At 67.6% G+C, this 11,964-nt stretch carries 10 protein-coding genes and 1 pseudogene; 5 read left to right on the top strand and 6 right to left on the bottom strand.

Annotated features, from left to right (window positions below):
* The 5 genes from BST27_RS23430 to BST27_RS23410 all read right to left on the bottom strand — a co-directional run.
* The coding region (locus BST27_RS23430) for an inorganic phosphate transporter (protein WP_083148647.1) at nucleotides 1–1,254 on the bottom strand (1,254 nt) is incomplete at its 3' end.
* 97 nt (nucleotides 1,255–1,351) lie between these two features.
* Nucleotides 1,352–1,759 (bottom strand): VOC family protein, encoded by a 408-nt coding sequence (locus BST27_RS23425; RefSeq protein ID WP_069421138.1) that lies wholly within the window; start codon nucleotides 1,757–1,759, stop codon nucleotides 1,352–1,354.
* An 18-nt stretch (nucleotides 1,760–1,777) separates the two neighbouring features.
* A complete protein-coding gene (locus BST27_RS23420) occupies nucleotides 1,778–2,671 on the bottom strand; it encodes an SDR family oxidoreductase (protein WP_079220232.1) in 894 nt (297 codons plus the stop codon).
* A 62-nt stretch (nucleotides 2,672–2,733) separates the two neighbouring features.
* Entirely contained in the window at nucleotides 2,734–3,636 is a 903-nt protein-coding gene (locus BST27_RS23415) for a 1,4-dihydroxy-2-naphthoyl-CoA synthase (protein WP_069421137.1), read from the bottom strand.
* A 27-nt stretch (nucleotides 3,637–3,663) separates the two neighbouring features.
* On the bottom strand, nucleotides 3,664–4,113 hold the full coding sequence (locus BST27_RS23410) for a nitroreductase family deazaflavin-dependent oxidoreductase (protein ID WP_069421136.1): 450 nt from the start codon (nucleotides 4,111–4,113) through the stop codon (nucleotides 3,664–3,666).
* Nucleotides 4,114–4,232: 119 nt separating this feature from the next.
* On the opposite strand from BST27_RS23410, the gene BST27_RS32560 reads away from it, so the two are divergent.
* Nucleotides 4,233–4,391 (top strand): hypothetical protein, encoded by a 159-nt coding sequence (locus tag BST27_RS32560; protein WP_170062354.1) that lies wholly within the window; start codon nucleotides 4,233–4,235, stop codon nucleotides 4,389–4,391.
* A 368-nt stretch (nucleotides 4,392–4,759) separates the two neighbouring features.
* Here BST27_RS32560 and fadD8 read toward each other — a convergent pair whose 3' ends face one another.
* Nucleotides 4,760–6,361: a fatty-acid--CoA ligase FadD8 gene (gene fadD8 / locus BST27_RS23405; RefSeq protein WP_069421135.1), complete on the bottom strand. Its 1,602-nt coding sequence runs from the start codon at nucleotides 6,359–6,361 to the stop codon at nucleotides 4,760–4,762.
* Between the two features lie 496 nt (nucleotides 6,362–6,857).
* On the opposite strand from fadD8, the gene BST27_RS23395 reads away from it, so the two are divergent.
* The 4 genes and pseudogenes from BST27_RS23395 (at nucleotide 6,858) to menD (ending at nucleotide 11,963) form a co-directional block, all read left to right on the top strand.
* Entirely contained in the window at nucleotides 6,858–8,462 is a 1,605-nt protein-coding gene (locus BST27_RS23395; RefSeq protein WP_069421134.1) for an amidohydrolase, read from the top strand.
* Nucleotides 8,463–8,521: 59 nt separating this feature from the next.
* A pseudogene (locus tag BST27_RS23390) lies at nucleotides 8,522–9,438 on the top strand (o-succinylbenzoate synthase).
* Complete coding sequence (locus tag BST27_RS23385) at nucleotides 9,435–10,223, top strand: alpha/beta fold hydrolase (protein WP_069421133.1); 789 nt, start codon at nucleotides 9,435–9,437, stop codon at nucleotides 10,221–10,223. The pseudogene BST27_RS23390 and the gene BST27_RS23385 overlap by 4 nt, the downstream one beginning before the upstream one ends.
* An 84-nt stretch (nucleotides 10,224–10,307) precedes the next feature.
* Nucleotides 10,308–11,963 carry a 2-succinyl-5-enolpyruvyl-6-hydroxy-3-cyclohexene-1-carboxylic-acid synthase gene (menD, locus tag BST27_RS23380; protein ID WP_069421152.1) on the top strand — a complete coding sequence of 552 codons (1,656 nt, stop codon included), beginning with the start codon at nucleotides 10,308–10,310 and terminating at the stop codon, nucleotides 11,961–11,963.
* Nucleotide 11,964: the final 1 nt, after the last annotated feature.

Below are 11,964 nucleotides of genomic sequence, written 5' to 3'. Positions count from 1 at the left end.
TGGTGACGACGTCCGGCACCACCGGGCCGCCCAAGGGCGCCTTGCTGACCGCCGCGGCTCTGAGGGCGGGGGCGAGGGCGGGCTCGGCGCCGGGGGCGGCCTCGTGCCGTCGGAACCGTCGAGTCCGGCCGTCAGGTGGCCTTCCCAGTCGGCGTTGACGTTGTTGTGGTCGACCTTGACCTTGCGCGACCGCAGGTAGATGGCTGCGGAGGCAGCGACCAACGCCGAGAAGCCGATGATCGCGCCCGGGTAGCCGCCGACGAGGTGCACGGTCCAGTAGGTGACGGCGCCGACCAACCCGGACAGTGGCAGCGTGACCAGCCATGCGGTGGCCATTCTGCCGGCCACACCCCAGCGCACTTCTGCGCCGGGCTTGCCCACGCCGCTGCCCAGGACCGAGCCAGTGCAGACCTGTGTTGTGGACAGCGCGTAGCCGAAGTGGGCGGACAGCAGGATGACTGCGGCCGAGGACGATTCGGCCGCCATACCCTGCGGTGGGTGAATCTCCACCAGACCCTTGCCCAGGGTGCGGATGATCCGCCAGCCGCCGAGGTAGGTGCCGGCGGCCATGGCGAAGGCGCAGCTCACGATGACCCAGAGCGGCGGCATGCTGGCAGTTTTGCTGACCGTTCCGTAGGACATGAGCGCCAAAAAAATGACGCCCATCGTCTTCTGGGCGTCATTGGTGCCGTGCGCCAGGGATACTAGTGAAGCGGATCCGATTTGGCCACGCCGGAAGCCGGCCGAGGTACGCCCCTCTGGAACGCCGCGCGTGATCCGATAGACCAGCCAGGTGGCCGCCGCTCCGACGAGGACGGCAAGTAATGCGGCGATGACGGCCGGGATGATGACCTTGGACACCACGCCGTGCCAGATCACACCGCGCACACCGACCGCAGCGATCGTCGCCCCAACGATGCCACCGATGAGCGCATGCGACGAACTGGAGGGGATGCCCAGCAGCCAGGTGAGCAGGTTCCAGACGATGCCGCCGACCAACCCGGCGAAGACCAACTCCAGCGTCACCAGGTTGGCGTCGATCAGGCCCTTGGCGATGGTGGCGGCCACGGCGGTGGACAAGAACGCGCCGATCAGGTTCAAGACCGCGGACAGGGTCACGGCCGCCTTCGGTGCGAGCGCGCCGCTGGCGATGGAGGTCGCCATGGCGTTGCCGGTGTCGTGGAAGCCGTTGGTGAAGTCAAAAGCGAGCGCGGTGATCACGACGATGATCAAGAGGAACAGGTCGATGCTCACAGGGCCTGATTCTTGCGGTCGGAGCATTCCGTTGTCGAATGCCCAAATGGGCGAAATGCAGGAATATTTCGAGTGGTCGCTAGATGTTATCTAATCGTTAACCTTCGGTTTGTCGGGCCGGATTCCGGGTGTCGCGACGCAGCGGGTGATCTGGGGGAACCTCGACGAAAATCAGGGTGATGCCGTCCGGGTCGATCACGTGCATCTCGTACAAGCCCCACGGTTCGCGTCGCGCCTCGCGAGCGATCGCTACCCCACGGCTGCGCAACTCGGCCTCGGTGGCGTCGATGTCGCGGACCTGCAGCCACAGCGCGCCGGGGAAGGGTCCGCGGGAGTGGTCGGGTTCGCCGTATCCGGCGAGTTCAAGCAGCGACTGGCCGGCGAAGAACACGGTGCCGGCGCCGTAGTCACGGGCGATCGCGAGCCCGATGTCGTCGCGGTAGAAGCTCAACGACAACTGGTAATTCGCCGGCCGGAGAAGCATCCGGCTGGCCAGTATCTCCATTCACTGTGTCTATCACGATCAGGCAGGGTCATCGCCGCGCCTGCCCATCAGAGCGTCGACCCAGCGCGGGCCGACGGTGTTCAGTGCCTTGGCTGCCAGGGCGATCCGAGGTGCTATCCGTACCGGTCGGGTGCGGGCGGCGGTGACCATCCACTCGCCGGCTTCTTCCGACGTCAGCGCGGGCAATCCCTCGTAGGCTTTCGTCGGCGCGATCATCGGCGTGGCGACCAACGGGTAGTACAGCGTCGTCGAGTGCACGCCCTTGCGGCCCCACTCGGTTTCGATGATCCGGCTCACCGCGGTCAGGGCGGCCTTCGAGGCGTTGTACACCGAGAACAGTGGCGACGCCTCAGACAAGACGCCCCAGGTCGAAACGTTGATGATGTGGCCGTCGCCGCGTTCGATCATCCCGGGGGCCAGCCCGCGGATCAGCCGCAGCGGCGAGTAGTAGTTGAGCGTCATGGTCCGCTCGACGTCGTGCCAGCGTTCCAGCGACTCGGCCAGCGGCCGGCGAATGGACCGACCGGCGTTGTTGATCAGGATGTCCACCCCGCCGATGCGCTTTTCGACGTCGGCGACCAGCGCATCGATGGCGTCCATGTCCGAAAGGTCGCACGGGATCGACATCGCCGTGCCACCCGAGTTGGTGATCCGGTCGGCGAGCTGGTCGAGCAGATCTTTGCGACGGGCGACCGCCACGACCGTGGCGCCCTCACGGGCGAGCAGTTCCGCGCCGGCTGCGCCGATACCGGTCGAGGCTCCGGTCAGCAGGATGCGCTTTCCCTCGAGGTCGATGGGCTTGATCAGGGGCCGGTTGATCAGCAGCTGAGGGTAAGCCGGGGGCCGCATGCTGGCCAGCGTGATCTGGTCGCTCAGCCGGCGAAGCGGGCTTTTACTGGCGTTCTTACTCACGACCGGAGTCTAGGAGTGGGCGCCGTGTGCCCGACGTCACGCTGGGCGCCGCATAGGCACGCTCAGAAGTAGCGCGGGAAGGGGCTCCAGTCCGGGGGACGCTTCTCCAGGAATGCGTCCCGGCCCTCGACCGCCTCGTCGGTCATGTATGCCAGTCGAGTGGCCTCGCCGGCGAACAGTTGCTGACCCACCAGCCCGTCGTCGAGCAGATTGAATGCGAATTTGAGCATCCGTTGCGCCTGAGGCGATTTGGCGTTGATTTCGGCCGCCCATTGGATGCCCACGGCTTCCAGTTCGGCGTGGTCGACGACTTCGTTGACCGCGCCCATGCGGTGCATCTGCTCGGCGGTGTACGGGCGGCCCAGGAAGAAGATCTCGCGGGCGAACTTCTGGCCGACCTGGCGGGCCAGGTATGCGCTGCCATAACCGCCGTCGAAGCTGCCGACGTCGGCGTCGGTCTGCTTGAACCGGGCGTGCTCACGGCTGGCCAGGGTGAGGTCGCACACCACGTGCAGGCTGTGCCCGCCTCCGGCCGCCCAGCCGTTGACCAAGCAGATGACCACCTTGGGCATGAACCTAATCAGCCGCTGCACCTCGAGGATGTGCAATCGCCCGGCGCGGGCAACGTCGACGGTGTCCGCTGTTTCGCCGCTGGCGTATTGATACCCGCTGCGCCCACGGATGCGTTGGTCGCCGCCCGAGCAGAACGCCCACCCGCCGTCCTTCGGTGACGGCCCGTTGCCGGTCAGCAGGACCACGCCCACGTCCGGCGACATCCGGGCGTGATCGAGCACTCGGTACAACTCGTCGACGGTGTGGGGCCGAAACGCGTTACGCACCTCGGGGCGGTCGAACGCCACCCGCACCGTGTCGTCGGTGACGTGCCGGTGGTAGGTGATGTCGGTAAGGTCGTCGAAACCGTCGACGAGTTTCCATTGCTTTGCATCAAATGGGTTGTCGCTCAAGGATCCTCACTCCGTCGTCTGTCTGAACTACACCGGATCGAAGCGGAACACGGCGCAACGGCCGGCCAGAGCTTCGAACTCCTCGGGCCGTCCCTCTTTGACCAGTCCGGAGCGCTTCATGAAGCTCACGCCGGTGGGCACCTCGGTGGGGAAGGACCGCAGCACCGGCTTGGCCTCTTCGGGAGACAACTCCACCATCCGAACGTGTTCCTTCGTGCGACCCCGCTGCAGCGTGACTTCGCCTGCGGCCCTTACGTTTTTGACCCAGTCCGCGCCTGGGAAGCCGCCGACGACGTAGCGCTGGCCATCGAACGTCATGGGGGTTATCGGGGTTGAGCGCGGCACTCCGGACTTGCGGCCGGGCACGGTCAGCACGACCGGGCTTTCGCCGCCGAAGCGCAAACCCAGCTTCGACATCCGGATGAAGATTTTGTTGGCCGGCTTCAGCCACCATGGCGGTTTGATGCGTTCAGCCATGCTTGCCACAGTAGTGGGCCTTCGCGGCCGCGCCCCCGCCGCTGTGCCCGCTGCTGTCGCCGCCGCTGCTGTCACCGCCGAACGTCACCGCTGCTGTCGCCGCCGAACGTCACGCCAGAGTGGCTGTGGGCTGCGACCGCAACGCTGGCGTGACGCTCGGCGGGTTAACCTGGCCGACCGCGCCCCCGCTGCTGCTGTCGCCGCTGCTGGGCCCGCTGCTGTCGCCGCCGAACGTCACGCCAGAGTGGCTGTGGGCTGCGAGTGCCACGCTGGCGTGACGCTCGGCGGGTTAACCTAGCCGACCGCGCCCCCGCCGCTGCTGTAGCCGCTGCTGCCGCTGCTGTCACCGCCGAACGTCACGCCAGAGTGGCTTTGGGCTGCGAGCGCAACGCTGGCGTGACGCTCGGCGGGTCAACCTAGCCGACCGCGCCCCCGCCGCTGCCGCCGCTGCTGTCACCGCCGAACGTCACGCCAGAGTGGCTTTGGGCTGCGAGCGCAACGCTGGCGTGACGCTCGGCGGGTCAACCTAGCCGACCGCGCCCCCGCCGCTGCTGTCACCGCCGAATGTCACGCCAGAGTGGCTGTGGGCTACGAGTGCCACGCTGGCGTGACGCTCGGCGGGTCAAGTGCGCTCGGCGGGTCGACCCTAGCCGACCGCGCGGCCGACGCCTTCCCAGAACCGGGCGCGCACGGCCTTCTTGTCCGGCTTGCCCAGCCCGGTCAGCGGCAGCGAGTCCACCACCACCACCTGCTTGGGCGATTGCACCGAGCCCTTCCGCTCCTTGACCGCCGCCTGGATCTCCGACGTCATGGTCGCGATCGCCGCCTCGTCGCGGGCCGCGTCGGCGCGCAGCACCACCACGGCGGTGACGGCCTCGCCCCATTTGTCGTCGGGTGTGCCGACGACGCATACCTGCGCGACGGCAGGGTGCTCGGCGATGACGTCCTCCACTTCACGGGGAAATACGTTGAACCCGCCGGTCACGATCATGTCTTTGACCCGGTCGACGATGTAGTAGAAGCCGTCCTCGTCCTCGCGGGCCATGTCACCGGTGTGCAGCCAGCCGTCCCGGAATGTCTTGGCGGTCTCCTCGGGCAGGTTCCAATACCCGCCGGCCAAAAGCGGCCCGCTCACACAGATCTCGCCCGGCTCGCCCAGCGGTACCGGTTGACCGTCCTCGCCCAGCAGCGCGACCTTTGCGAACAGCGTCGGGCGGCCGCACGAGGTCAGCCGCTTCTCGTCGTGGTCCTTCTTCGATAGGTAGGTGATCGCCATCGGCGCCTCGGACTGTCCGTAGCACTGGGCGAAGATCGGACCGAACCGCCGAATCGCCTCGGCCAGCCGCACCGGGTTGATCGCGGACGCGCCGTAGTAGACGGTCTCCAGCGAGGACAAGTCGCGGGTGTGCGAGTCCGGGTGGTCCAGCAACGCGTAGAGAATCGACGGCACTACGAACGTGGCCGTAATGCGCTTCTCTTCAATGGTTTTCAGCACTTCGGCCGGGTCGAATTTGGGCAGCACGTACATTTCGCCGCCCTTGACCAACGTGGGTGTGAAATACGCTGCGCCGGCGTGGGACAACGGCGTGATCATCAGGAACCGCGGGTTCTCCGGCCATTCCCATTCGGCGAGCTGAATCTGGGTCATGGTGGCGATGTTCCCGGTGGTGCCGATCACGCCCTTGGGTTTTCCGGTGGTGCCACCGGTGTAGGTCAAGCCGCCGATGTGGTCCGGCGGCAGATCGGCGACCACCAGCGGCGTCGGTTCGTACTTGGCCGCCTCCGCGGAGAGGTCGACGGCCACGTCGCGCAACGACTCGGGGACTGGCCCGATGGTCAGGATCTGCTTGAGCGAGTCCACCTTCTCTAACAACCCCAACGCACGCTCGACGAACATCGGGTTGGGGTCGATGATCAGCGCGCTGGCGCCGGCGTCGGAAAGCACGTAGGCGTGGTCGTCCAACGAGCCCAACGGGTGCAGGGCGGTACGTCGATAGCCTTGGGTCTGGCTGGCGCCCAAGATCATCAACACTTCGGGGCGGTTCAACGACAGCAGCCCGACCGTGGCGCCGGTGCCGGCGTTCAACGCCTCGAAGGCCTGCACGTACTGGCTGATCCGCTCGGCCAGCTGACCGCCGGTCAGCGTGGTGTCGCCGAGGTGCAGCACCGGGCGGTTCTTGTGGCGCTTGAGCGCGCCCGCCAGCAGGTGGCCGTTGTGGGTGGGATTGCGCAGCAGATCGACACTCATATGGTCAGACTAGAACGTGTTGCAATTCTGGTCAGCCGCGCCCTTGCGTACGCCACCGGCAAGACGCCTAACTGCGGTGACCCGCTTCGTGCGGCTTCGCCGCCCTCGCGATCACCGCTAGGTCGAATTGCGGTGACCCGCTTCGTGCGGCTTCGCCGCCCTCGCGATCACCGCTAGGTCGAATTGCGGTGACCCGCTTCGTGCGGCTTCGCCGCCCTCGCGATCACCGCTAGGTCGAATTGCGGTGACCCGCTTCGTGCGGCTTCGCCGCCCTCGCGATCACCGCTAGGTCGAATTGCGGTGACCCGCTTCGTGCGGCTTCGCCGCCCTCGCGATCACCGCTAGGTCGAATTGCGGTGACCCGCTTCGTGCGGCTTCGCCGCCCTCGCGATCACCGCTAGGCCTCATCGCGGCGGGGCGGCCCGTTTCCGTCCACCCGTTTCCGTCCGCCCGTTTCCGTCCGCCCGCATCACCCCCGCGATTAGTGTTACTGCACATGGCCGCCGCCGACCTCGTCATCACCGGAACCGTCCTGACCGTCGACGAAAAGAGGCCCACAGCCGAAGCGCTCGCCGTCGCCGACGGCCGGATCATCGCCGTCGGCGACCGGTCCGATATCGCCCAGCACATGGGCCCGGACACCAAGTCCGTCGACATCGGCGACGGCTGTGTCATGCCGGGTTTCGTTGAGGCACATGGACATCCATTGATGGAGGCGATCGCGCTGTCCGACCGGCTGGTCGACATACGCCCGGTCACCGTGCGCGACCCGAACGAGGTGGTGGACGCGATCCGGCGTGAGGTCGCACGTCGCGGGCCTACGGGTGCATACCTCAACGGCTGGGATGCGCTGCTGCAGCCCGGTCTGCCCGAGCCGACGCTGAGCTGGCTCGATGACATCGCGCCGGACGGTCCGCTGGTGATCATCCACAACTCCGGGCACAAGGCCTTCTTCAACTCAGCCGCCGCTACGCGCGGCGGCCTGAACCGCGACACCCCCGACCCCAAGGGCGCCAAGTACGGTCGCGACGCCAACGGCGAACTCGACGGCACGGCCGAGGAGACCGGCGCGGTATTCCCGCTGCTGGCCGGTGTCATCACGCCCGCCGACTTTCCGGCCATGCTGCGGGCCGAGTGCGCCCGGCTCAACCGCGCCGGCCTCACCACCTGTTCGGAGATGGCGTTCGATCCCAACTTCAAGCCGCTGGTAGCGGGCTTGCACGACGAACTCACGGTCCGGCTGCGCACCTATGAGATCTCCAACCCCCGGATGTCCACCGACGCCAGCCCGGGCGAGGGCGACGACATGCTCCGCCAGGTCGGCATCAAAATCTGGGTGGACGGCTCACCGTGGATCGGCAACATCGCACTGTCGTTTCCGTACCTGGACACACCCGCCACCCGCAGCGCCGGCATCCAGCCCGGGTCCTGCGGCTGCGCCAACTACACCCGCGAGCAGTTGACCGAAATCGTGGGCGCCTACTTCCCGAAGGGCTGGCCGATCGCCTGCCACGTCCAGGGCGACGCGGGCGTCGACACCATCCTCGACGTGTATGACGAAGTGCTGCAACAACATCCGCGCGACGACCACCGGCTCAGGCTGGAACACGTCGGCGCCATCCGTCCCGAGCAACTGCGGCGCGCCGTCGAACTCGGTGTCACCTGCAGCATCTTCGTCGACCAGATTCACTACTGGGGCGACATCATCGTGGACGGCCTGTTCGGACCGGAGCGCGGTGAGCGCTGGATGCCCGCCGGCTCCGCGGTCGCGGCCGGCATGCGTATCTCGCTGCACAACGACCCGCCGGTGACGCCGGAAGAGCCACTGCGCAACATCAGCGTCGCCGCCACCCGGGTCGCGCCGAGCGGCAGGGTGCTCGCACCCGAGGAGCGGTTGACAGTCGAACAGGCCATCCGCGCGCAAACCATCGACGCCGCGTGGCAGCTGTTCAGCGACGACATCGTCGGCTCGCTGGAGGTCGGCAAGTACGCCGACCTGGTGGTGCTGTCGGCGGATCCGCGGACCGTGCCGCCGGAGGAGATCGCCGATCTCGATGTGCGAGCGACATATCTGGCGGGCCGCCAGGTCTACGGGCCGTGACGGCAACCGCCCCCACGCTGGCGGACCTGCTGGACCGCCTGCACGTCGTGGCCCTGCCCATGCGGGTCCGATTCCGCGGCATCACCACCCGTGAACTTGCGCTGATCGAGGGTCCCGGCGGGTGGGGCGAGTTCGGTGCGTTCGTCGAGTACGAACCGCCCGAGGCCGCACACTGGCTGGCCTCGGGAATCGAGGCCGCCTACGGTGAGCCGCCGCCCGTGCGGCGCGACCGGATCCCCATCAACGCGACCGTGCCCGCGGTCCCCGCTGCCGGCGTGCCCGAAGTGCTCGCCAGGTTTCCCGGTGCCCGCACCGCCAAGGTGAAGGTTGCCGAGCCGGGGCAGAACCTGGCTGACGACGTCGACCGGGTCAACGCGGTGCGCGAACTGGTCGGCACCGTGCGGGTAGACGCCAACGGCGGGTGGACCCTCGAAGAGGCGACGCGGGCGGCGGAGGCACTGACGGCAGACGGGCCGCTCGAGTACCTCGAACAGCCCTGCGCCACCATCGCCGAACTGGCCGAGCTGCGCCGTCGAACCAGCGTTCCGATTGCCGCCGACGAAAGCATCCGCAAGGCGCAGGACCCGCTGGCCGTGGCGCGTGCCGGCGCCGCAGACATCGCGGTGCTCAAAGTGGCCCCACTGGGCGGAGTTTTGGCCCTGCTCAAGATCGCAGAGCAGATCGACATCCCTGTCGTGGTGTCCAGCGCGCTGGATTCGGCGGTCGGAATCGGCACCGGGCTCGCGGCCGCGGCGGCCCTACCCGAACTGCACCATGCCTGCGGGCTGGGCACCGGCGGCCTGTTCGTAGAGGACGTGGCGGAACCCTCGCCACCCGTCGACGGCTATCTCCCGGTGCGGCCGGCCACCCCAGACCCGGAGCGATTGCGGACGCTGAGCGCGTCCGCGGACCGAAGGCAGTGGTGGATCGAACGGGTCAAGGCGTGCTACCCGCTGCTGTACCGTCGTTCGGGTGATCAATCTGGCTTACGACGACAAGGGGACCGGTGAGCCGGTCCTTTTCATCGCCGGTCGCGGTGGTGCCGGGCGAACCTGGCACCCGCATCAGGTTCCGGCCTTCCTGGCGGCCGGCTACCGATGCATCACGTTCGACAACCGGGGCATCGGCGCCACCGAAAACGCCCAAGGTTTCACGACGCAAACGATGGTCGCCGACACCGCTGCGCTGATCGAATCCCTCGACATCGCGCCGGTGCGCATCGTCTCGGTGTCGATGGGTTCGTTCATCGCCCAGGAACTCATGGTGGTGCGGCCCGAGTTGGTCAGCGCCGCGGTATTGATGGCGACCCGGGGCCGACTGGACCGAGCTCGCCAGTTTTTTCAAGAGGCCGAGGCGGACCTGGACGCCGCCAAGATCGAACTGCCTGCCTCGTATGTTGCGAAAAACCGTCTGCTGGAGAACTTTTCGCGTAAGACCCTCAACGACGACGCGGCCATCGCCGACTGGATCGCGATGTTCAGCATGTGGCCGATCAAACAAACCCCAGGATTGCGCTGCCAGCTCGATGTGGCGCCGCAGACCAACCGTTTGCCGGCCTATCGCAACGTCGCGGCGCCGGTGCTGGTGCTGGGTTTCTCCGATGACATCGTCACACCTCCGTACCTCGGGCGCGAGGTGGCCGACGCGCTGCCCAACGGACGTTATCTGCAGATCCCCGATGCGGGCCATCTGGGATTCTTCGAGCGACCCGATGCCGTCAACGCGGCCGCGTTGAAGTTCTTTGCCAGCGTCAAGGTCTGACCACACCGCTGGTACCCATGGGGCCGTTGTTACCCAGTGTTGCTCGGTAGCCGCCTCGCCCAGCGATTGTGACACCCTGTAGTGGTGAACCCGTCGACGACACAGGCCCGCGTCGTTGTTGACGAATTGATTCGTGGCGGTGTTCGGGACGTGGTGCTGTGCCCCGGTTCGCGGAACGCGCCGCTGGCGTTCGCGCTGCAAGATGCCGACCGAGCCGGCCGCATCCGGCTGCACGTTCGCATCGACGAACGCACCGCGGGCTATCTGGCCATCGGACTGGCGATCGGGGCCCCCGACGGTCCTGCGCCGGTGTGTGTGGCGATGACGTCGGGCACCGCGGTGGCCAACTTGGGTCCCGCAGTGGTGGAGGCCAATTACGCGCGGGTGCCACTGATCGTGTTGTCTGCCAACCGGCCGTACGAATTGCTGGGTACCGGCGCCAACCAGACCATGGAGCAACTGGGCTACTTCGGGTCGCAAGTCCGCGCCACGATCAGTCTGGGGCTGGCCGAGGACGCACCCGACAAGCTGGCCGGTTTCAACGCGACCTGGCGTTCGGCCACCTGCCGAGTCTTGGTGGCCGCCACGGGTTCTCGCACCGCGAATGCGGGGCCGGTGCACTTCGACATTCCGTTGCGGGAACCGCTGGTGCCCGACCCCGAGCCGCTCGGTGCCGCCGTGCCGCCGGGACGGCCCGACGGCAGGCCCTGGACGTACACCCCACCGGTCACCTTCGACCAGCCGCTGGAGATCGACCTGTCGCCCGACACCGTCGTCATCGCCGGCCACGGCGCGGGCGTGCACCCCAACCTGGCGGAGTTGCCTACCGTCGCCGAACCGACGGCGCCGGCCTACTCGAACAATCCGCTGCACCCGCTGGCGCTGTCGCGGCTGCGTCCCCAACAGGTGATCATGCTGGGCCGCCCGACCCTGCACCGCCCGGTTTCGGCGCTGTTGGCCGATCCCAAGGTGCCGGTCTACGCGCTGACGACCGGGCCGCGCTGGCCGGACGTGTCGGGCAACTCGCAGGCCACCGGCACGCGGGCCGTCACCACCGGCTCGCCCAACCCGGCGTGGCTGCGCCGATGCGCAGAGGTGAATCGCCAGGCGCTCGCTGCCGTACACGAGCAACTGGCCGCCCACCCGCTGACCACGGGACTGCACGTTGCCGCGGCCGTCGCCACCGCGCTGCGACCCGGTGACCAGCTTGTTCTTGGGGCTTCCAACCCGGTTCGGGACGCTGCGCTGGTCGGCCTCGACGCACGCGGCATCAAGGTGGGATCGAATCGCGGGGTGGCGGGCATCGACGGCACCGTGTCGACCGCGATCGGGGCGGCGTTGGCCCACGAGCGGGTCGGCAAGGGTGTCGCCCGCACCATCGCGCTGATCGGCGATCTGACGTTCGTTCACGACAGCTCGGGGCTGCTGATCGGGCCTACCGAACCGACACCGCGAAACTTGACCATCGTGGTGTCCAACGACAACGGCGGCGGCATCTTCGAACTGCTCGAGCAGGGCGATCCCCGGTTCTCGGACGTATCGGCGCGGATCTTCGGTACCCCACACGACGTTGATGTGGGGGCGCTGTGTCGCGCCTACCACGTGGAAAGCCGGCAACTCGAAGTCGACGACCTGCAAGCCGCCCTGGACGAGCCCGCCGCCGGCCTGCGCGTGCTGGAGGTCAAGGCGGACCGGTCGTCGCTGCGACAGTTACACGCCGCCATCAAGGCTGCCCTGTGAG

The sequence above is a fragment of the Mycobacterium intermedium genome, from assembly GCF_002086275.1.
Taxonomy (GTDB): Bacteria; Actinomycetota; Actinomycetes; order Mycobacteriales; family Mycobacteriaceae; genus Mycobacterium; species Mycobacterium intermedium.
This window is presented reverse-complemented; position numbering and strand designations above follow the sequence as displayed.

Bases quoted from the DNA above. Each gene is read 5' to 3' on its own strand.
- BST27_RS23425 (WP_069421138.1), bottom strand. From the start codon at position 1,759: ATGGAGATACTGGCCAGCCGGATGCTTCTCCGGCCGGCGAATTACCAG.
- BST27_RS23410 (WP_069421136.1), bottom strand. From the start codon at position 4,113: ATGGCTGAACGCATCAAACCGCCATGGTGGCTGAAGCCGGCCAACAAA.
- fadD8 (WP_069421135.1), bottom strand. From the start codon at position 6,361: ATGAGTGTCGATCTGCTGCGCAATCCCACCCACAACGGCCACCTGCTG.
- BST27_RS23395 (WP_069421134.1), top strand. From the start codon at position 6,858: ATGGCCGCCGCCGACCTCGTCATCACCGGAACCGTCCTGACCGTCGAC.